The sequence below is a fragment of the Chryseobacterium sp. CP-77 genome, assembly GCF_036362765.1.
GTDB lineage: Bacteria > Bacteroidota > Bacteroidia > Flavobacteriales > Weeksellaceae > Chryseobacterium > Chryseobacterium cupriresistens.
Map to the genome: position 1 here is coordinate 3,305,888 of NZ_CP143637.1, position 22,301 is coordinate 3,328,188.

Annotated in this window: 13 protein-coding genes, 2 tRNA genes and 3 rRNA genes; 7 read left to right on the forward strand and 11 right to left on the reverse strand. The window is 38.5% G+C overall.

Annotated features, from left to right (window positions below; all coding sequences use genetic code 11):
* Nucleotide 1: 1 nt before the first annotated feature.
* Complete coding sequence (gene menD / locus V0410_RS14660) at nucleotides 2–1,672, reverse strand: 2-succinyl-5-enolpyruvyl-6-hydroxy-3-cyclohexene-1-carboxylic-acid synthase (RefSeq protein WP_330744521.1); 1,671 nt, start codon at nucleotides 1,670–1,672, stop codon at nucleotides 2–4.
* Nucleotides 1,673–1,756: 84 nt separating this feature from the next.
* On the opposite strand from menD, the gene V0410_RS14665 reads away from it, so the two are divergent.
* A complete protein-coding gene (locus V0410_RS14665; protein WP_202840961.1) occupies nucleotides 1,757–2,707 on the forward strand; it encodes an isopenicillin N synthase family dioxygenase in 951 nt (316 codons plus the stop codon).
* 62 nt (nucleotides 2,708–2,769) lie between these two features.
* Here V0410_RS14665 and V0410_RS14670 read toward each other — a convergent pair whose 3' ends face one another.
* Nucleotides 2,770–2,892 (reverse strand): hypothetical protein, encoded by a 123-nt coding sequence (locus V0410_RS14670; protein ID WP_330744524.1) that lies wholly within the window; start codon nucleotides 2,890–2,892, stop codon nucleotides 2,770–2,772.
* 226 nt (nucleotides 2,893–3,118) lie between these two features.
* On the opposite strand from V0410_RS14670, the gene V0410_RS14675 reads away from it, so the two are divergent.
* Together V0410_RS14675 and V0410_RS14680 are read left to right on the forward strand one after the other, a co-directional pair.
* The gene (locus tag V0410_RS14675) at nucleotides 3,119–3,280 is read left to right on the forward strand and encodes a bacteriocin-like protein (protein ID WP_330744526.1); all 162 of its coding nucleotides are present in this window, start codon (nucleotides 3,119–3,121) and stop codon (nucleotides 3,278–3,280) included.
* A gap of 627 nt (nucleotides 3,281–3,907) precedes the next feature.
* Nucleotides 3,908–4,903, forward strand: coding sequence for an IS110 family transposase (locus V0410_RS14680; protein WP_330744527.1), 996 nt, complete (start codon nucleotides 3,908–3,910; stop codon nucleotides 4,901–4,903).
* 549 nt (nucleotides 4,904–5,452) lie between these two features.
* On the opposite strand, the gene rrf is transcribed toward V0410_RS14680, so the two are convergent.
* From rrf to V0410_RS14715, 7 genes are all read right to left on the reverse strand, one after another.
* Nucleotides 5,453–5,560: ribosomal RNA gene (gene rrf, locus V0410_RS14685) — 5S ribosomal RNA — on the reverse strand.
* Between the two features lie 136 nt (nucleotides 5,561–5,696).
* A 23S ribosomal RNA gene (locus V0410_RS14690) occupies nucleotides 5,697–8,451 on the reverse strand.
* A gap of 153 nt (nucleotides 8,452–8,604) precedes the next feature.
* Nucleotides 8,605–8,678 (reverse strand) — tRNA-Ala (locus V0410_RS14695).
* Between the two features lie 81 nt (nucleotides 8,679–8,759).
* Nucleotides 8,760–8,833: transfer RNA gene (locus V0410_RS14700), tRNA-Ile, on the reverse strand.
* 219 nt (nucleotides 8,834–9,052) lie between these two features.
* Nucleotides 9,053–10,569 (reverse strand): 16S ribosomal RNA (locus V0410_RS14705).
* Together the 16S, 23S and 5S rRNA genes with 2 tRNA genes alongside form the textbook arrangement of a ribosomal RNA operon.
* A 1,467-nt stretch (nucleotides 10,570–12,036) precedes the next feature.
* Nucleotides 12,037–13,083, reverse strand: coding sequence for a PA0069 family radical SAM protein (locus V0410_RS14710; RefSeq protein WP_330744528.1), 1,047 nt, complete (start codon nucleotides 13,081–13,083; stop codon nucleotides 12,037–12,039).
* A gap of 122 nt (nucleotides 13,084–13,205) precedes the next feature.
* Nucleotides 13,206–13,400, reverse strand: coding sequence for a hypothetical protein (locus V0410_RS14715; protein WP_047426218.1), 195 nt, complete (start codon nucleotides 13,398–13,400; stop codon nucleotides 13,206–13,208).
* Between the two features lie 174 nt (nucleotides 13,401–13,574).
* On the opposite strand from V0410_RS14715, the gene V0410_RS14720 reads away from it, so the two are divergent.
* Nucleotides 13,575–13,925 carry a hypothetical protein gene (locus V0410_RS14720; RefSeq protein WP_110011835.1) on the forward strand — a complete coding sequence of 117 codons (351 nt, stop codon included), beginning with the start codon at nucleotides 13,575–13,577 and terminating at the stop codon, nucleotides 13,923–13,925.
* Nucleotides 13,926–14,036: 111 nt separating this feature from the next.
* Here the strand turns inward: V0410_RS14720 and V0410_RS14725 are convergent, their stop codons facing one another.
* The gene (locus V0410_RS14725; protein WP_330744536.1) at nucleotides 14,037–16,688 is read right to left on the reverse strand and encodes a DUF748 domain-containing protein; all 2,652 of its coding nucleotides are present in this window, start codon (nucleotides 16,686–16,688) and stop codon (nucleotides 14,037–14,039) included.
* Between the two features lie 24 nt (nucleotides 16,689–16,712).
* Nucleotides 16,713–17,519, reverse strand: a complete 807-nt coding sequence (locus V0410_RS14730) for a DUF2797 domain-containing protein (RefSeq protein ID WP_330744537.1) — start codon at nucleotides 17,517–17,519, stop codon at nucleotides 16,713–16,715.
* A gap of 88 nt (nucleotides 17,520–17,607) precedes the next feature.
* Here V0410_RS14730 and V0410_RS14735 point away from each other — a divergent pair, with 88 nt between their 5' ends.
* The 3 genes from V0410_RS14735 to secA all read left to right on the forward strand — a co-directional run bounded on the left by V0410_RS14735 (nucleotide 17,608) and on the right by secA (nucleotide 22,191).
* Nucleotides 17,608–18,636 carry a GDP-mannose 4,6-dehydratase gene (locus tag V0410_RS14735; RefSeq protein WP_330744539.1) on the forward strand — a complete coding sequence of 343 codons (1,029 nt, stop codon included), beginning with the start codon at nucleotides 17,608–17,610 and terminating at the stop codon, nucleotides 18,634–18,636.
* Between the two features lie 136 nt (nucleotides 18,637–18,772).
* Nucleotides 18,773–18,994, forward strand: coding sequence for a DUF2795 domain-containing protein (locus V0410_RS14740; protein WP_002662059.1), 222 nt, complete (start codon nucleotides 18,773–18,775; stop codon nucleotides 18,992–18,994).
* Nucleotides 18,995–19,116: 122 nt separating this feature from the next.
* Nucleotides 19,117–22,191 (forward strand): preprotein translocase subunit SecA, encoded by a 3,075-nt coding sequence (gene secA / locus V0410_RS14745; RefSeq protein ID WP_330744672.1) that lies wholly within the window; start codon nucleotides 19,117–19,119, stop codon nucleotides 22,189–22,191.
* Nucleotides 22,192–22,301: the final 110 nt, after the last annotated feature.

Here is a 22,301-nt window from a genome sequence, read left to right on the forward strand (position 1 = left end):
TTTATTTCATAAACTCAAAATACGATTTCAGTACATCTGCACTATTCTTCCCGTGAGTATTTACTTCCAGGATTTTTGGCTGCGCATCAGGTTTGAAGAAATTCTCAAGAACCCTATCCAGCGTAAGTTCATCCTCTACTCTGATATAGGAGAATCCAAAATGCTTCGCCAGAGATTCTGCATTTTTACGGTGTTTTGTCGCAATAAATTCGTCCAGAGTATTCGGATTGGCATTTCCAGGTCCGGGAATGATTTTAAAGATATTTCCTTCACCGTTATTGAAAATCATAATTCTTACAAATGGCGGAATATACTGATTCCAAAGGCCATTGATGTCATAGAAGAAACTCAGGTCACCTGTAATCAATAAGGTTGGATTTTCATTTTTAATGGCAAATCCCATTGCCGTAGAAGTAGATCCGTCAATACCGCTTGTTCCTCTGTTACAGTACATTTTTCTCTTCCCAAAATCAAACAGCTGTGCATATCTGATCCCCGAGGAGTTACTGAAATGAATATTATAATTCTCGGGAATTGTTTGTGACGCTTTATTAAAGAAATAAAAATCTGAGAAATCAATTGTATTTAAAAACTGTTCATGTTTAGCATCTTTTTTATCCCTTAAGACGTCCCAAAGGTTATAATAAGGCCTTGGTTCCAGATTGATAAATTTCAACAGTTTTGAGAAGAAAACCTCAGGTTTCACCTCTATCTTTTCTGTGAGTGAGAAATAAGTATCAGGCTGCCACACTTCATCCAGATGCCAGTGTTGTTTTGGACGGGCACTTCTGAGGAATTGTTTCACTTTTTTGGAAACCACATTCTGCCCAACTGTAATCAACAGGTCAGGAGCATATGTTTTATAATCTTCTTCTGTAAAGTTGAAAATATAACGGTCTATATGTTTGAAAAATTTCTCATGGTGCAAATTTGAATTGGCTTCACTCAGTACTACAACAGAATGGTTTTTCACCAACTGGGTCAGCTGGCTTTCCAGTTCCGGACTGTAATCTCTTGTTCCCACCAACAGCATAATTCTTTGTGAGGTATGCCATTCTGCAATCAGATTGGACGGAATTTCATACTCTTTATGCTTAATTGTCTTTTCTACCGTAGGAAAAGTAGGAAGCTCTGAAACCAGCTCATACAAAGGTTCTTCCAAAGGAATATTAATGTGTACCGGACCTTGCTTCTCAAAGCAAAGTTCAATAGCTTTTTTAATGATATCGAAATTAATATCTTCTGCGTTCTCCTTACTGTCTTCCAAAAGCTGGAAGTCACCATAGGAATGCTGATGAAAAACATCCTTCTGTCTGATCGTTTGCCCATCGAATATATCAACAAAATCTGTCGGCCTGTCTGCAGTAAGTACCAAAAGGGGCACATTCTGATAAAATGCTTCCGTAACCGCAGGATAATAATTAACTACCGCAGATCCGCTGGTACACGTAACAGCTACAGGTTTTTTCTCACTTTTCGCCATTCCCATTGCCACAAAAGCAGCACTTCTTTCGTCTACAATGCTGTAACAATTGAAACTATCTACCTCTGAAAAATGGATGGCCAAAGGAGCATTTCTCGACCCCGGAGAAATTACGATATCTGCAATTCCGTACTGCTGAAGAAGATGTGCAAGTATTTGGATACTTCTCTTAGAAGAATATTTTTTCATACAGCAAATTTAACTTATAAATAATGATTTTAAAATCATTTAAATTAAAAAAAATGTAATTTTGCTGTTCGTAAATTTCTAAAAATGGATAAAATACCTAGTGTAGACCTGCGTGATTTCCTTTCGGGCAACCCGGAACGCAAACAGAAATTTGTAAATGAAATCGGAAAAGCTTATGAAGAAATTGGTTTTGTAGCCTTAAAAGGCCATTTTCTTGATGACAACCTAGTGGATGATTTGTATGGAGAGGTGAAAAACTTTTTTGAACAACCAGTGGAAACGAAACAAAAGTATGAGATTCCAGGAATTGGTGGCCAGAGAGGTTATGTAGGATTCGGTAAAGAAACTGCAAAAGGTTTCAAAAAAGGGGACTTAAAAGAATTTTGGCACTTTGGACAATATCTGTCTGATGATTCAAAATACAGAACTGAGTATCCGGACAACGTAATCGTTGAAGAACTTCCAAGATTCAACGAAGTTGGTAAAGAAGCATTCCAGATGCTTGAGAAAACAGGACAGTATGTGTTAAGAGCTTTGGCATTACACCTTGGTTTAGATGAATTTTATTTTGATGACAAGATCGCAGAAGGAAATTCTATTTTAAGACCGATTCACTATCCGCCAATCACTGAAGAACCGGATGATGCGGTAAGAGCAGCTGCTCACGGAGATATCAACCTTATCACTCTTTTAATGGGAGCACAAGGAAAAGGTCTTCAGGTTCAAAATCACAACGGAGAATGGATTGATGCCATTGCCGAACCAGATGAACTGATGATCAATGTTGGTGACATGCTTTCAAGACATACCAACAACAAATTGAAATCTACCATCCACAGAGTGGTAAACCCACCAAGAGAAATGTGGAGTACTTCAAGATATTCAATTCCTTTCTTTATGCATCCTATCAGTGCCATGTCTTTAAATGCACTTGAAAATTGTGTAGATGAAAACAATCCAAAGTTATACGAAGATACTACTGCCGGAGAATTCCTGCATGAAAGATTGATCGAACTGGGATTGATTAAAAAATAAAAAGAAACGGCTGTCTCTATTTGAGGCAGCCGTTTTTATTTACATATTCATTTTACTTCTTTTTATCCTGTTATACAATAGCCGCCTTCTCCCGGTCCACCGCCTTCTAAGCAATAGGCTGGGAAATTAATCCCCGCAACAATACATTTTCTGTCTTCTCTTGAAAGTTTTTTAAAATTTTTCATAGTTATTGGTTTTTGGTATTCCTACTCTATAAGCTTTTCGGATAACGCTAGCTTACAATTACTATTTATTATATTAATAATTAGTCAATTAAAAACTAAAAAGTCTTAAACCGTAAAAGAATATAGAAAGCTATATTAAATTTAATTTTTAAATATACCACATATTGCATAATTAAAAATATTTTAATTATTTTTACTTTAACAACAAATTTTTAATTAAAACTATATGAAAAACCTAAAAAAACTACAAAAGAACCAATTAAAGAACATTTCAGGTGGAGCTAATCTTCCGGAAACTGATTTCTGTATGTATTACTGCAACGGAACCATTGTTTGTGCAACCTGCAGCAATGACTTCAAATGCCCGGATACGAACAGTGATATGTAAGATAAAAATTCAAAATGTCATCAATAAGAACCGTTTCTGCAGAGAAGCGGTTTTTTATTTCTTTTGTATTAAAATAAAGCAGATTTCAGCTACTCAAAAAAAATTACCCGAATGATCCATTCTTTGTTTTTGATAATTGATTTATCAGCCTAAAAATAGGGTCTGATATCATTCTTTAAATAGTACAGCATACACATCAACTTCCTTTTTCAATTATGTATCACTATCCCATTTGCACACATAAACATTCCCTTCCAATTGATCTATTGATTCCGATGACGTCTTTCTTTTTCATTTGCTCTGCTTCTTTCCACTGTGTCATTCCGCAGGAATCCAACCTCCTTTATTAGGGTCTTTATGATTCCTTTAATTCAGACGATTTAATACTGATGATACTTTGTTGAGACTCCTACCTTTAGATTAGTTCTATGAAATAAATGATTACATTTAGAAAAGAGCAAGCATTTAGTTACACTATAGATTCCTTAGAATATGATTCATACTCCGATAAAGAACTAAATGCTTTTTCATCAAAAGACTTAAATAGAAATTCGGGATTTAAAGCCCATTATCAAGGTGTTAAGAATCAGATGAATTGCTCTTACATTTATAACTTAAACCAAAAGTATGGAAAAAATTGTAATAGGTATTGACATTAGTGCCAAGACACTGGATATCTGTATTAAAAAGTGTGGTTCTTATTCTTTTAATGTTATTGCCAATGAAGCTAAGGCAATCAAAGTATTCTTCAAAATTTTTCAAGAGCCGAAATCTGAGATTATAGTTTCCATGGAAAATACAGGAAGATATAATTGGGAATTATATCAGGTTCTGGAGTATTTTAATTTTAAAGTTTTTGTACTTAACCCCTTACACTTAAAGAAAAGTATAGGCTTAATAAGGGGTAAAAATGATAAAATTGATGCTAAAAGGATCTGTGAGTTCACAGAGAAACATGAAAAAGAGCTTATAGAATGGAAACCATGCTCTGATAACATAAAGAAAATTAAAGTGCTGTTTTCTGAGCGAAATTCTAAGATAAAGCTAAGAGCTTCTTTATTAAAGCAAAGACATCTTTATTCACAACTTGAAAGTATAGGATATGATTCTAAATTTTTAAAAATGAATAAAAAGGAGATTGAAATTTTAGAAAAGCATATAGATTTTTTAGAAAATGAAATAGAACAACTCATTGATAATGACTCAGATTTATACTCCAAGAAGCAATGTATACAAAGTATTCCAGGAGTAGGAAAAGTATTAAGCTGGATGATTATTGCTAAAACAGAAGGGTTTACAAAGATTAATAACCCCAAAAAATTAGCTTGTTATGCAGGTGTGGTCCCCTTTGGCTATCAATCTGGAACATCAATAAAATTTAAACCTAAGCTTTCTTATTATGCGGATAAATCATTGAAAACAGTACTTCATATGGCTGCAATGAGAGCTGTGAGACTAGAAAATGATTTAAAAATATATTATCACAGAAAAATAAGTGATGGTAAAAACAAAATGGCAGTTTTAAACGCTGTGAGAAACAAAATTATTCATAGAATTTTTGCAATAATCAGAACAGGGAAACTTTATGAAAAAAACTATAATAATTCTTTGTTTTTGTCATAGAAATCGGAGTGACAATGGGTGGAATAAACGATAGTAGTGAAATCAAACAAGATATCAGCCATAAGAATGAATAATTTTATGCTGAACCGGATAATGATCTTTCAACAGTGTCTTAAACATTCCTTCCAATTGATCTAGTGCTTCCAATGGCGTCTCTCTTTTTCATTTACACCGCTTCTTTCCACTGTGTCATTCCGCAGGAATCCAGCCTCATTTATTAGAGCCTTTATGATTCCTTTAATTCAGACAATTTAATACTGTAAATTATTTGATGAGACTTTGTTGAGACTCCTGCGGAGTGACCATTGGAGGGTGTACTGTCCGGTTACCATTGATAATTGATCAATGATGAATGATAAGTGATGGATGATCAATCATGAATGATGAATAATCGATGTATTACTCATTACCCATTACTCATTACTCATTACCCATTACTCATTACTCATTACTCATTACTCATTACTCATTACTCATACATTGAGCTGGGTATAAAACAAAAAAAATCCTTTATCGTTATGATAAAGGATTTTTTAAAAATAAAATAAAAACTGGCGGCGGCCTACTCTCCCGCGTTAGCAGTACCATCGGCGCTGGTGGGCTTAACTTCTGTGTTCGGAATGGGAACAGGTGAGCCCCACCGCTAAAACCACCCTAAAGAAGGTATATAGCTTTAAGCATCAGGCTTGAAGCCTTAAGCTTATTGCGTTTTAAGCGATAAAAACTTTCACAAAGACAAAACCTTCGCTGCGCATAAAGAACTTGTCATTTATTATATGATATAGCAACCAAAGGCTATAAATCTACGGGTAATTAGTACTACTTGGCTATGACATTACTGTCTTTACACCTATAGCCTATCAACGTCGTCATCTACAACGACCCTTAAAAGATGTCTCATCTTGAGGCGAGTTTCGCACTTATATGCTTTCAGTGCTTATCTCTTCCAAACGTAGCTACTCAGCGGTGCACCTGGCGGTACAACTGATACACCAGAGGTTTGTTCAATTCGGTCCTCTCGTACTAGAATCAAGCCCTCTCAAACATCTAACGCCCGCAATAGATAGAGACCGAACTGTCTCACGACGTTCTGAACCCAGCTCGCGTGCCACTTTAATGGGCGAACAGCCCAACCCTTGGGACCTTCTCCAGCCCCAGGATGTGACGAGCCGACATCGAGGTGCCGAACCTCCCCGTCGATGTGAGCTCTTGGGGGAGACTAGCCTGTTATCCCCGGAGTACCTTTTATCCTATGAGCGATGGCCCTTCCATACGGAACCACCGGATCACTATGTCCTGCTTTCGCACCTGATCGACTTGTTGGTCTCACAGTCAAGCACCCTTATGCCATTACACTCTACGCACGGTTACCAAGCGTGCTGAGGGTACCTTTGAAAGCCTCCGTTACTCTTTTGGAGGCGACCACCCCAGTCAAACTACCCACCACGCAATGTCCTTCTGAAAGAAGTTAGGCTCCAAGTAAGTAAAGGGTGGTATTTCAACGTCGGCTCCACAAACACTAGCGTGCCTGCTTCAAAGCCTCCCACCTATCCTACACATTACTTACTCAAAGTCAATACGAAGTTATAGTAAAGGTTCACAGGGTCTTTTCGTCCCATTGCGGGTAATCGGCATCTTCACCGATACTACAATTTCACCGAGCTCGTGGCTGAGACAGTGCCCAGATCGTTACACCATTCGTGCAGGTCGGAACTTACCCGACAAGGAATTTCGCTACCTTAGGACCGTTATAGTTACGGCCGCCGTTTACTGGGGCTTCAGTTAATGCCTTCGCTTACGCTAAGCACCTTCCTTAACCTTCCAGCACCGGGCAGGTGTCAGACCCTATACAGCATCTTTCGATTTAGCAGAGTCCTGTGTTTTTGATAAACAGTCGCCTGGGCCTCTTCACTGCGGCCACCATTGCTGATGGCGTCTCTTCTTCCGAAGTTACGAGACTATTTTGCCTAGTTCCTTAGCCACGACTCACTCGAGCACCTTAGGATTCTCTCCTCGACCACCTGTGTCGGTTTTGGTACGGGTTGCTTCACTTCGGCTTTTCTTGGATCAGATTACACTACAGCAGCTTCGCCCGAAGGCTAGGCCTTGACTATTCCGTCAGTCTCCAGCAGCTACATCCAACCGTCCCCTTTTATTGTGAGCAAGTATGGGAATATTAACCCATTGTCCATCCACTACCCCTTTCGGGTTCGCGTTAGGTCCCGACTAACCCTCAGCTGATTAGCATGGCTGAGGAAGCCTTGGTCTTTCGGTGAGCAGGTTTCTCGCCTGCTTTATCGTTACTTATGCCTACATTTTCTTTTCTATCCGCTCCACAATACCTCACAGTACTGCTTCGGCGCAAATAGAATGCTCTCCTACCAGATATATCTAAAATATAAATCCATAGCTTCGGTAATATGTTTATGCCCGATTATTATCCATGCCGGACCGCTCGACTAGTGAGCTGTTACGCACTCTTTAAATGAATGGCTGCTTCCAAGCCAACATCCTAGCTGTCAATGCAGTCCAACCGCGTTGCTTCAACTTAACATATATTTGGGGACCTTAGCTGTTGGTCTGGGTTCTTTCCCTCTCGGACATGGACCTTAGCACCCATGCCCTCACTGCCGCAGAACATTTATTAGCATTCGGAGTTTGTCAGGAATTGGTAGGCGATGAAACCCCCGCATCCAATCAGTAGCTCTACCTCTAATAAACTTATATACGACGCTGCACCTAAATGCATTTCGGAGAGTACGAGCTATCTCCCAGTTTGATTGGCCTTTCACCCCTACCCACAGGTCATCCGAAGACTTTTCAACGTCAACCGGTTCGGTCCTCCACTCTGTGTTACCAGAGCTTCAACCTGCCCATGGGTAGATCACAAGGTTTCGCGTCTAATCCTACTAACTATACGCCCTATTCAGACTCGCTTTCGCTCCGGCTCCGGTACTTAATACCTTAACCTCGCTAGTAAAATTAACTCGTAGGCTCATTATGCAAAAGGCACGCCGTCACAGCATTACGCTGCTCCGACCGCTTGTAGGCGTACGGTTTCAGGTTCTATTTCACCCTTCTATTCGAAGTGCTTTTCACCTTTCCTTCACAGTACTTGTTCACTATCGGTCTTTCAGGAGTATTTAGCCTTGGAGGATGGTCCCCCCATATTCAGACAGGATTTCACGTGTCCCGCCCTACTCATTTATCATCTTATTATGCCTTTCGAGTACAGGATTATCACCTTCTACGATTGTTCTTTCCAGAACATTCCTCTAAACATAAAAAGACTTTTGGGCTAATCCGCTTTCGCTCGCCACTACTTACGGAATCTCTTCGATTTCTTTTCCTCCGGGTACTTAGATGTTTCAGTTCTCCGGGTTTGCTCCTCTTACGAGGTGACATATCTTCAATATGCCGGGTTGCCCCATTCGGATATCTGCGGATCAATTCGTGTGTGCCAATCCCCGCAGCTTTTCGCAGCTTACCACGTCCTTCGTCGCCTCTGAAAGCCTAGGCATCCGCCATACGCCCTTAACGATTTCTTTCCTATTGGTTACTCAAGCGCTTTATACGCTCGGTTTTCTCTTTGTGATGTCTTTACCGTTAATGTCAATGATCTTAATTTCTTCTTTTCCAACTGATGAACAAATGTTGTTTTTGGCTCCATTCGTAACTTTTAAATCAGTCTTCCAAAACTGTGGAGAATAAGGGAGTCGAACCCTTGACCTCCTGCGTGCAAGGCAGGCGCTCTAGCCAGCTGAGCTAATTCCCCTCTAGGTGCTGCAGGCTTTACGCTATAAGCTTTAGGCGTATTGCCTACTGCTTCCAGCTTAATGCTTACCGCTTTAATTAGTAGTCTCGGGCAGGCTCGAACTGCCGACCTCTACATTATCAGTGTAGCGCTCTAACCAGCTGAGCTACGAGACTGTCTTTTAGACGTAAAAGATGATAGACTGATTGATAATAGACTAATTTCTTCGTCTTTCTCTCTCTGCTTTTATCTTCTTTGCCTCTCTCAATCCCTTTACTAATTTCTAGTGGGTTTTGTATTTTTATATATCAACCAAACAAAAAAACTAAAGCTATACTTTAAGTAAGTATAATGTACTTGCGTACTGATTTTGTTTAACGTCAAAAGACGCTCTAAAATGAGATGTTCCAGCCGCACCTTCCGGTACGGCTACCTTGTTACGACTTAGCCCTAGTTACCTGTTTTACCCTAGGCAGCTCCTGTTACGGTCACCGACTTCAGGTACCCCAGACTTCCATGGCTTGACGGGCGGTGTGTACAAGGCCCGGGAACGTATTCACCGCGCCATGGCTGATGCGCGATTACTAGCGATTCCAGCTTCATAGAGTCGAGTTGCAGACTCCAATCCGAACTGAGACCGGCTTTCGAGATTTGCATCACTTCGCAGTGTAGCTGCCCTCTGTACCGGCCATTGTATTACGTGTGTGGCCCAAGGCGTAAGGGCCGTGATGATTTGACGTCATCCCCACCTTCCTCTCTACTTGCGTAGGCAGTCTCACTAGAGTCCCCAACTTAATGATGGCAACTAGTGACAGGGGTTGCGCTCGTTGCAGGACTTAACCTAACACCTCACGGCACGAGCTGACGACAACCATGCAGCACCTTGAAAAATGTCCGAAGAAAAGTCTATTTCTAAACCTGTCATTTCCCATTTAAGCCTTGGTAAGGTTCCTCGCGTATCATCGAATTAAACCACATAATCCACCGCTTGTGCGGGCCCCCGTCAATTCCTTTGAGTTTCAAACTTGCGTTCGTACTCCCCAGGTGGCTAACTTATCACTTTCGCTTAGTCTCTGAAGCTTGCGCTCCAAAAACGAGTTAGCATCGTTTACGGCGTGGACTACCAGGGTATCTAATCCTGTTCGCTCCCCACGCTTTCGTCCATCAGCGTCAGTTGTTGCTTAGTAACCTGCCTTCGCAATTGGTGTTCTAAGTAATATCTATGCATTTCACCGCTACACTACTTATTCCAGCTACTTCAACAACACTCAAGACCTGCAGTATCAATGGCAGTTTCACAGTTAAGCTGTGAGATTTCACCACTGACTTACAGATCCGCCTACGGACCCTTTAAACCCAATAAATCCGGATAACGCTTGCACCCTCCGTATTACCGCGGCTGCTGGCACGGAGTTAGCCGGTGCTTATTCGTATAGTACCTTCAGCTACCCTCACGAGGGTAGGTTTATCCCTATACAAAAGAAGTTTACAACCCATAGGGCCGTCGTCCTTCACGCGGGATGGCTGGATCAGGCTCTCACCCATTGTCCAATATTCCTCACTGCTGCCTCCCGTAGGAGTCTGGTCCGTGTCTCAGTACCAGTGTGGGGGATCACCCTCTCAGGCCCCCTAAAGATCGTAGACTTGGTGAGCCGTTACCTCACCAACTATCTAATCTTGCGCGTGCCCATCTCTATCCACCGGAGTTTTCAATACCGAATGATGCCATCCAGTATATTATGGGGTATTAATCTTCCTTTCGAAAGGCTATCCCCCAGATAAAGGCAGGTTGCACACGTGTTCCGCACCCGTACGCCGCTCTCAAGATCCCGAAAGATCTCTACCGCTCGGCTTGCATGTGTTAGGCCTCCCGCTAGCGTTCATCCTGAGCCAGGATCAAACTCTCCATTGTATGTTTGTCTGACTCACTCAAAGTTTTTAACGCTTTAGTTTTTCCTTACTTGGTTGTTATATTGTATGTCAATGATCTTTATATCTTCCGCTTTTTCCGAAGCAATCTCTCTGTCAGTGTCGCTCCGTATTTGCGAGTGCAAAAGTAAAACTTTATTTTTTAATGACCAAATGTTTTTGAAGAAAATTTTAAAGTTTTTTAAGTAACCTTAACCCTTCTCAAAACCTCAATCTCTATACTCCTGCGCTCCCTCTAATTGGGACTGCAAAGATACAAACTCTTTTTTAACTGGCAACTTTTTTTACAAAAAGTTTTGAAGTTTTTTTCGCTTGTTTCTTTTTTGAAGTAATATCGTTTATGCCTATCTAAAGGCGCTTCTGCGCTACTGTTCTACTCTCGTTTTCAGTGGGGCAAAGATAGCAACTTCCTACAACGCAAAACAAGTTTATTTAACATAAATTTTACATTACGGTGATATTTGTTCCTAAAGAACTGGGTAGCAGGGGGAAAAATTTTAAACATTTGTTTGGAGAATCGGGGTGAGAGTGTGGGAGCGTGGGAGAGTTTGAGTGTTTGAGGGGAGAGGGGTATGATTCGGGGTGCCGGATGCGGGGTTTGGGGTGAGGAAGATCAAAAAAAATAAGGTATATATAATATAAGAGAGAGACTAGCCTATATAAGAGATTAAGCTTCATTCGATTAAGCTCGGGATTATAGCCCGCTCCTATTGATGGAAGATTATATATAATGAAGGGAGATTGTTGTTTTTTATGTATGGGGATGATCATTGCCCACGGATCTCGCAGATTTACACAGATAAGAGGGGCCTGCTTTATGTATACATTTATATTATATATAGAATGGGAAGGATGGAAATGCTAAAGAGTATATTTATATATAATAAAGAGTAATAAGATTTAACTCCTATACCCGTAATTAAAATGCTTCGACTATGCTCAGCATGACATGGCTAATACTAACTGTTAAAAAAAATCTTAGACATTATACTGTCATTTTACTTCTTTTAAGGCTCTTGTAAAGAAGTTGGGATTCCTGCGGAATGATACAAGGGGAATAGAGATTTGTACTCAATAATATGTTTCCATAGAAATCTACAATATGAAAATTCAACACCTATGTTCCTTTTCTACCTAAAAACCCGAAACTCAATCACCTCAGCCACTGTATCCTCCTACCCCGAAAATCATCATTCATCATTCATCATTTACAGCTCCTCCCCTAGCCCTGATAGTAATGGTTACCCCACAGCTTGCGTCGGAGGGTGGATGGGTTTTAGGTGTGGGGGCCCTTCGGCTTTGCTCAGGCTGACTGCGTGGGAGTGCGAGGGCGCGAGGAGTATGAATGGATAGCAGGAAATAGCTCCTGAGAAAATTGGAGAGTTGGAGTGCTAGAGTCTGAGTAGGTTTGAAGAAATAGCAACAAGTTTATACTATATATAAAATAAGCTTAATCAAACAATCTAAGCTGCTGGTCGCGGGTTCCCGTGAAGTTGGCAGTGGAAAGCTTTGGAAATTCTTTGCCTTCAAAAAACTTCTTTCTGCCGATCTTAAAGGTGGTATGAATCATTTCTGCAATATTTCCCTCTCCTTTTTGTCTTTCAAAATATCTTTTATCTCCAAGTTTTCCACCCCGCATGGATCTGATGAGATTTAAAACTTTTTGTGCCCTGTCAGGAAAATGGGCTTCAATCCAGTTAACAAAAACAGGTTCTACGGTATCATTTAAGCGTACCAAAGTATATCCGAAACCTAAAGCACCGGCATCCGAAATGGCTTTCAATATATTTAAAGGTTCATCACTATTGAGTCCCGGGATAATGGGCGCTACCATAACATGTACGGGAATATTGTTTTGGGAAAGGACTTCGACTGCTTTTAATTTATTTTTTGCAGAACTCGTTCTCGGCTCCATCTTGCGTCTCAATTCTTCGTTGATGGTTGGAATGCTTAGAGAAACTGACACCAGATTTTGTTCTGCCATAGGTTTTAAAATATCAAGATCTCTTAATACCAGGGCATTTTTTGTCAGAATATTGACAGGATGTCTATAATCAAGACATACCTGCAGTAATTTTCTGGTAATTTCAAATTGTCTTTCCGCCGGCTGATAGCAGTCGGTGTTTCCGGACAATAGAATCGGGGCAGCTTTGTATCCTCTTTTCTGAAAAAATTTCTCCAGTAACTCAGGGGCATTCTTCTTTACCATGATTTTTCTTTCAAAATCTACCCCGGCACTATAGCCCCAGTATTCGTGGGTTGGTCTTGCAAAGCAGTAAGAACAGCCATGTTCGCATCCTTGATAAGGGTTCATCGAATATTCCATTGGAAGGTCTTCACTTTTGACCTGATTGACAATGGTTTTAGGAAATACCTCCGTAAAAGAAGTCTTTACGGTTTCGAAATCTTCATCTTCTGGTTCATAGGTATACCTGTCGAAACGATTGACAACGTTTCGCTGAGCTCCCTGACCTTTTATGAAATTTTCGTTTTGCATTCCGGTGTAAAATTAGAATGGAATTTTTATAAAATAATGAGTTTTAACATTAAAGTTTTCCACAAAAAAATCCAACACTTTCAAAAGCGTTGGATTTAAACATAATTAAATATATTTTTTTACTACTTCAGCGCGAATAATTCTACTCCATGAGTTTCATCATCATTATTTTTTTCATCAAAGTGTCTGTGATAATCCGAATAGGAATCACTATATTTTTTATCTTTTTTAGTCAAAATTTTTTTAATGCTTATTAAACTCAATACTGCCAAAAGACCAACTCCTCCTGCCAGTAAAACTCCAACTTCTTTTTTCATATTTTCTCTGATTTATTATTGATACCATTGCAAAAAGCATACCTCTTTTATTTTTTTTAATTATAAATTTTGTTAACATTCAACTTTATTTTTAGGAAAATTACAATCTGCTATTTTTCTTATATTTAGGATAGCAATGGTTTAATTATTGTACTTAAAAATAAAAATATTATTATGGAAAATCCAGAAAACATTGACAGAATGACGACCTTAAGCCAAGTGATGAAAACGCTTTCTGAAAGGGGAATACATAGGGAGTTCAGAATGAACGAAAAATGTGAAATGAAGTTTGAAAATTCTGAGAAAGTGTATCAACCCTCTGAACTGGTCATTTTAAAAACTTATCGCTTCGAGGGAGACAGCAATCCTGATGATAACGCCGTACTTTATGTAGTGAAGGACAATGCAGGAAATCGTGGGATGATTATAGACTCTTATGGTGCAGACAGCAATTATCCAGGTGAAGAATTTGATAAGTTTTTAAGAGATATCCCTATTCAGGAAAGTGATGAATTCAATTTTTAACAACTCAATCACATATTAATTTCTTTAAACCATTAAGGTTGTTTTCAATTAAATATACTGTACAGTGGTTATGACTGGCAGCCAACGGATTTGTCTTAATGGTTTAAAGAATTATTCTTCAGTTTTTTCCTTTTTTCTGAACACATTATTCAGGAAGCCTTTCTTTTCTTTTTTCTCTCCTTCCGCACCGGGAGTTTCTTTTTTATTTTTTATTTCCTGTTTTATTTCTTTTACCGACTGTTTCATATCCTTTACAGAAGAAACTGCTTCTTTGACTTTCTTTTCTGTTTTTTGAACATTTTTACCAATCAGGGTTTTCTTCAATCCCTGCTCTATTCCTCTCCAGAAGAGATTAAAGAAAGACTTTGTGGGGTCACGTTCCACATTTTCTACAGTAACGGCTTCCGGAAAGCGCCCTGAATCCGATCTCAGAAAAACATTGGCAACAGCAGTCAGAAAACCTTTTTTCTCATGATTATTCTTATTTAATACGGCAATTTTTAAGTCTTTATGTTTAAGATTAAAGGTTCCTTGCAATCCAACCGGGTTTCCTTTGAAATTAAAAAGCATTTCCTGAATAGTTCCTGCAGTAGCTGTCACATGAAGATAAGGCCTGATAAAAGGATTGATTCCATTTGCCGGAAGACCGGTTGTTTTTCCGGAAATAGCAAATCTATCATTATTATCTGCAACGTCAAAGTTCCAGTTGACAGAAAGTGGTGACAGATTCATGAAAGAACAATTGATGTTAATATCCACTTTTGTTGGCTTTCCTTTAATTTTAGCTGAATTCAGGTTTTTAACGTTCATATTAAAGTTGCTGAAGGTCAGTTTTCCCGGTCCCATACTTTCGGGAGTATCTTCTTCGTAGACCAGGACAGAGTTTTTCAGATCCAGATTATGAATGGTCATCGGAATCTTAATGGAACGCAGCATTTTAGAATATAATGCTTTTATTTTTGGATCGTCCTTAGGGATTTTACTTCTGAAAATATTGGCATTTGCAGACTCAATGCCTACCTGTGAAGCGTTTATCATTTTATTATGAGAAAACAGATCCCATTCTCCTTCTGCGGTAATTTGTCCGGCTTTTATATCATAGAGATCTCTCTCAACAGGTATCATTTTGATAAACTGCGCTCTTGAAACGAGAGGTTTCATGGCAAAATTGTTAATCTGCACCCTATTTTTATTCAACTTAAGAAGCCCAATGCTCATGTTGTAAAACTGAGTTTTATAAGCGAGGTTTCTGGTGGTGATATAATAATCTTTCACTTTGAAGGACATTCCCGGCTGATTGGGTTTAGGTGATAATTCAATATTATTTACCGTTGCATTAAGATCGTGGAAAGTCAAAGGCTGTTTTCCTTTATCATAAGTAATGTTTGAGTTTTTTAAAGATGTTTTTCTTATAATAAGTGATTTAATAATACCAGGTTCAGGAGATTTATTGGCTGGTTTTTCACCTGCTTTAAAGGTTCCGTTTACATTTTCTACAAGAAGATCTTTAAGATCAACATTAAGTTTTTTATCAACGAATTCCAGTTTATTGATATTAAAAGCAATATGATCTGTTTTTAACACTACTGCTGCTTTTCTCTCTGCAGGATGCCCTGGTGCCAGTACGATGTCCCAGATTTCACCGTTTGCAGGCTTCAGCGCAAGACTTCGTATTGTAATATTCTGAGCATTGGAATATTCAATATTCCTTCCGGCAATGGTAAAATCTTTGTAACCTATCGGAATGATTTGTTCAGAAGTTTCTTTATTAAACATCAGCTGATTGATATTTACACTAAGATTCCCTACTGACAGAAGATTATTTCCATCCGGCTTTGTGATCTTTACTATGGCATTATTCAGCTTTATATTTTTTAAATCAACTTCAAAATTTGATTTTTTTTCAGCTTTCTTAGTCTTTACTCCTGTATTATAGACTGTCAGAACAGGGTTCCGGAATTCTGCATTCGTAAGTGAAACTTTATTTTTGTTTAAAATGACATCTGTAAAATCCATTTTGGGAACTGCAAATTCAAATAATTGAGCCTTTTTAGGATAAAACTTTTTAAACTGAGCAAAAGAGAGCAGCGGAGTCAGTCTGAAATTCTCAACAGCCATCTGCCCGTTACTTGTATTGATACGGCTGATCGTAACCGCATATGTTTCATCTGGACGAAGAAAGAATTTTTGTCCTTTAATGCTGTATTTGTCAAAAACAACGGGTAGTTTATTTTCTACAGATTCTTCCGTCATCTGTAAATTTTCTACATACAGATCCAATTGCTGTACCGATAGAAATTTCTGTTTGGTATGTCTGAAAACAGCAATTTTACCCTTGCTAATCCTGATATTTTCAAATAAAACCGGATTTCTTTTCTTTCCGGTTTTGCGATCAATAGGCTTTGCCAGAATGACATTTAAAACAGGTTTTGCCAGCAACAGATCTGACGAGCTGATTCTTTTATTAAAAACAGCATCATAAATTCCGAAACGGCTTATTTTCAAGGTATCAATAGTTCCCTGCAAACCAATAACGTCTGTATTTTGCGGATTTTTACTGTTGATGGTAATCCCGACTGCGAAGATATTTCCGGTTCCCAGATCGACATCAAGGGTTTTATAGGAAACTTTATAAGCAGTATTCTTTTTTATATACTCCGGAAGCTGGGTTTTGAGCCATATATTTAATCCGAAATTCGCGGCGAGAAGAATTACTGCCAGAATTCCGAAAGTTATCAAAAGCCTTTTAACCCATTTTTTCATATTTTGTGATTTGTTCTTTCTTAATTATATCAATCTGTCTTTTATTTCGAGCTCGATCACATACCCCTCATGTCCTCTTACATTGATAAAGTTCCCACCTTCAAATCCAAGATATTGTCCTTTAATTCCGGTAAGCCTTCCTGTAAACTCAGGTTTTTTATCCAAAGTAAATGAGGAAACTTTTTCCGGTTTTTCAAAAGGATAATCAAACATCCACAGCTCTTCTCCGTCGCTGTAAAATTTCTGGAAATCATCAGGAAAATATTCTTTTATCTTTTGTCGGAAATCGGCAAGGTCTACTTCCCCTTCAAAATCATCCTGCAGCATTTTTCTCCAATTGGTTTTATCTGCCAGATGTTCTTTTAAAGCTACTTCTATCATTCCTGCTTCATAACGGTTTTCCGTTCTTGCGATAGGCAATGCAAAAGTTGCACCCTGATCAATCCATCTTGTAGGAATCTGTGTATTTCTGGTTACCCCTACTTTTACATCTCCTGTATAAGCCAGATAAACAGTGTGTGGTTGCAGCTGAATTTGCTTTTCTACCTCAAGATCACGCTCTGCAATATCTAAATGTGCTGTAGAAAGTTCCGGGCGGATAATGGTATCGCTTGCATAAGGGCTTTCAAAAAAACAGTTTTTGCAGAAGCCCATTCTGTAAACTGGTTTATTTTCACCACAATTTACACATTGGAATCCTGTATGTTTTATGCTTAACTCCTTTCCAAACAGCTCATTCATGTGGATCAGATCTCCGGAAAGATTGAGGTAGTATTGGATTGGTTTAGCATCATAGCTTGTCATCTTTAAAATTTGCCCTTGAAACTGCATATTATATTTATATTACTTTTTTAAGTAAATTTAATGATTATATTTTTCAAAAGTAAAATTTATATTTTTGTAATCATAAAAAATACAAATGGTTTATCTTGTAACAGGCGGTAGTGGGTTCATCGGTTCCCATTTAGTTGAACGATTATTAAGAAATGGACATTCTGTCATAAACATTGACAATTTTGATAATTTCTATGACTATCAGGTAAAAATTAAAAATACTTTGGAGTCAATCGGTAAAAATTCGGATTTTGAGTTCTCGGATAAAGAGACGGATATTCCGCGTTTGGTTTCCCTCACCCATTCTGACCAATATTCCCTCTATTGGCAGGATATCAGGGACCTAAAAGACCTTGAAAACATCTTTAAGAATCATCATATTGACATGGTGATCCATCTTGCTGCACTTGCCGGTGTTCGCCCTTCTATTGAACGTCCACTGGAGTATGAAGAAGTGAATGTACGGGGTACTATGAATCTTTGGGAACTGTGTAAGGATTTCCATATTAAAAAATTCATCTGTGCGTCTTCATCAAGTGTTTACGGAAACAATGAAAAAATTCCCTTTACGGAAACAGATAATGTAGACAATCCTATCTCTCCTTATGCTGCTACCAAGAAGAGCGGAGAAATTATAGGACATGTTTACCATAATCTATACCATATAGATATGATCCAGCTCAGGTTTTTTACAGTATATGGACCAAGACAGAGACCTGACCTAGCCATACACAAGTTTACAAAGCTTATTTCGGAAAATCAGGAAATCCCTTTCTATGGTGACGGAAATACGGCCAGAGACTATACTTATGTAGATGATATCATTGACGGAATTACCAAATCTATTCTTTATCTGGAAAACAATTCGGGAATTTATGAAATTGTGAATCTGGGTGAAAACCAGGTAATCACTTTGTCTGAAATGGTGGCTACTATTGAAAAGGCATTGGGAAAATCTGCCATCAAAAAAATTCTGCCAATGCAGCCGGGAGATGTCACAAAAACAAATGCCGATATTACAAAAGCAAAGGATTTAATAGGGTATAATCCGGCCACAGACTTCCAAAATGGCATAAAAAAATTTGTGGAATGGTTTTTGAGAAAACGACAATAAGTAAATTGCTGACACAGCTGCCAGCCAGTTTGTGACAACCATTTATAAGAAAAAATTATAAAAAGAATTGAAAATCAAGTATAAAAAAGTTTATTATACAACCTATTTTTATACTTTTGCAAAAAATTAGAAAATTATGTACTGGACATTAGAATTAGCTTCATATCTAAGTGACGCACCTTGGCCAATGACAAAAGCAGAGCTTATTGACTACGCAATCAGAACTGGTGCACCAATGGAAGTAGTAGAAAACCTTCAGGCTATTGAGGACGAAGGAGAAATTTATGAATCTATCGAAGAAGTATGGAGCGACTATCCTACTGACGAGGATTTCCTTTGGAACGAGGACGAATATTAATAAAGCGATAAGCTTTAGGCTGCGTGCTTAGAGCTTTTTTGCCCTTTTTATATATAATTTACACGATAAGTGTTATTTAAAACGCTTAAAGCATTTTGCATTAAGCATAAAGCAAAAAATTTATGAGTTTTTTAAACAAAGTTCTTAAAGGGTTTTTGGGAGACAAAAAAGCGCAGGACCTAAAAGAAGTAAAAAAAGTTGTAACAAAAATCAGAGCTGTAGAACCTAATATCCAACAATTGTCGGATGATGGGTTGAGACAAAAGACGGCTGAGTTTAAAGAGAATATAAAATCTGCAACCAGCAAGATCACCGCTCAAATAGAACAGATAAAAGAGCAGATAAAAAATTCAACCAACGTTGATGAGAAAGAAGCTCTTTTCTCAAAAATTGAGTCTTTAAAGAAAGAATCTTACGAAATTGAAGAAAAAGTTCTGGTTCAGATTCTTCCCGAAGCTTTTGCATTGATCAAAGAAACGGCAAGAAGGTGGGCTCAGAATGGAGAAATCCGTGTAACGGCTAGTGACTGGGACAGAGAACTGGCTGCTGCAGGGAAAGATTTCGTTAGTATTGAAGGAGACACAGCTGTTTGGAAAAACTCATGGGACGCTGCCGGAACTCCTGTAGTTTGGGATATGGTCCACTATGATGTTCAGTTTATCGGAGGGATTATTCTTCACAGTGGTAAAATTGCCGAAATGGCAACCGGTGAAGGTAAAACTTTGGTAGGAACATTACCTATTTATTTAAATTCACTTCCTGAAAGAGGGGTACACGTTGTAACCGTGAACGATTATCTTGCAAAAAGAGACTCGGCATGGATGGGTCCTCTTTATCAGTTCCACGGCATGTCTATCGATTGTATCGATAACCACCAGCCGAACTCTGATGGAAGAAGAAAAGCATACAACTCGGATATTACCTATGGAACGAATAACGAATTCGGTTTCGATTATCTGAGAGACAACATGGTGACATCACCTTCAGAACTGGTACAAAGAGAACTGAACTTTGCTATCGTGGATGAGGTGGACTCTGTATTGGTAGATGATGCCAGAACACCATTGATCATTTCAGGTCCGGTTCCTCAGGGAGACAGACAGGAGTTTGATGTTCTTAAGCCTTCTATCGACAGAATTGTTGAAGTACAAAAGAAAACCGTTTCTGCTATTTTCAATGAAGCAAAGAAATTAATCGCTGCAGGTAATACAAAAGAGGGAGGATTCAAATTACTTCAGGCATACAGAGGTCTTCCAAAAAACAGACAATTAATCAAATTTTTATTAGAAAGCGGAAACAGAGCATTGCTTCAGAAAGTTGAAGCGCAATACATGCAGGACAACAACCGTGATATGCCGATTGTAGATAAAGATCTTTACTTCGTAATCGAGGAGAAAAACAATCAGGTAGACCTTACAGACAAAGGTGTTGAATACATGTCTCAAGGAAACTCTGATCCTAACTTCTTCGTACTTCCGGATATCGGAACTGAGATTGCTGAAGTAGAAGCTAAAAATCTTTCCAAAGAAGAAGAGTTCGAAGCTAAAGAAAGACTTTTCGCTGAATTTGCTGAAAAATCTGAGCGTGTTCACACCATGAGCCAGCTATTGAAAGCCTACACATTATTTGAAAAAGATGATGAGTATGTGGTGATTGATGGTGAAGTAAAAATCGTTGATGAGCAGACAGGCCGTATCATGGAGGGACGTCGTTATTCAGACGGTCTTCACCAGGCAATTGAAGCGAAAGAGAATGTAAAAATTGAGGCAGCTACTCAAACTTTTGCAACCATCACGCTTCAGAACTATTTCCGTATGTACAACAAGCTTGCGGGGATGACAGGTACTGCTGAAACCGAAGCTGGAGAGCTTTGGGAAATCTATAAATTAGACGTTGTGGTAATTCCTACCAACCGTCCTATTTTAAGACATGACAAACAAGACCTGGTTTTCAAAACGAATAGAGAAAAATATAATGCTGTCATCGAAGAAATTGAAAAATTAACAGCACAGAAAAGACCTGTACTTGTAGGTACTACTTCTGTTGAAATTTCTCAATTACTATCAAAAGCACTTCAATTAAGAAAGATCCCACACCAGGTATTGAACGCGAAGCTTCACAAAAAAGAAGCGGAAATTGTAGCTGGAGCAGGGCAGCCGGGAGTTGTAACCATTGCAACCAACATGGCAGGTCGTGGTACGGATATCAAGCTTTCTAAGGAAGTAAAAGATGCAGGAGGTTTAGCGATTATCGGTACGGAAAGACACGATTCAAGACGTGTTGACAGACAGTTGAGAGGTAGAGCGGGACGTCAGGGAGATCCGGGAAGTTCTCAGTTCTATGTGTCTCTTGAGGATAACTTAATGCGTTTGTTCGGTTCTGAAAGAATTGCTAAAATGATGGACAGAATGGGTCACAAAGAGGGAGAAGTAATTCAGCACTCTATGATCAGTAAGTCTATTGAAAGAGCTCAGAAGAAAGTAGAAGAAAATAACTTCGGAACAAGAAAAAGACTTCTTGAGTATGATGACGTAATGAATAAACAGCGTGACGTAATCTACAAGAGAAGAAAGAACGCTCTTTTCGGAGACCACTTGAAGTATGACATCACCAATATGATTTTTGATGTAGCTAATTCTATCGTTGCGAAAGGAAAAGCTTCAGGAAATTATAAAGATTTTGAATATGAAATCATTAAAACATTTACGATGGAATCTCCGGTTTCACAAAATGATTTTAATAATAAAAATGTTCAGGATCTAACGAATATCTTATTCAAAGCCGCTCAGGAAGACTATAGAATGAAGCTGAACCTGTTGAAAGAAAAATCATTCCCTATCATTGAGAATGTGTACCAAAATCAGGGTTCAATGTTCAAAATGATCCAGGTTCCTTTCACAGACGGACACAAAACAATGACTATTGTAGCTGATCTTAAAGAAGCATATGATACTCAGTGTGAAAGTTTAGTGAATGATTTTGAAAAGAATATCACTTTATCGATTATCGATGAAAACTGGAAGCTTCACCTTCGTGAAATGGACGACTTAAGAAGATCATCACAGGGAGCTGTTTACGAGCAGAAAGATCCACTGGTAATCTATAAACAGGAATCTTTCCATTTATTCAGTGAAATGATCGATAAATTAAACAAAGAAATTATTTCTTTCTTATACAAAGGAGAAATTCCGGCTTAAGAAAAACATAATAATATTACCGAAAAACCGCTCTGGCATTGGCCATAGCGGTTTTTTGTTATTCAGTATATAATAATTTTATGATAAATATCAATTCAATTATTTATTTA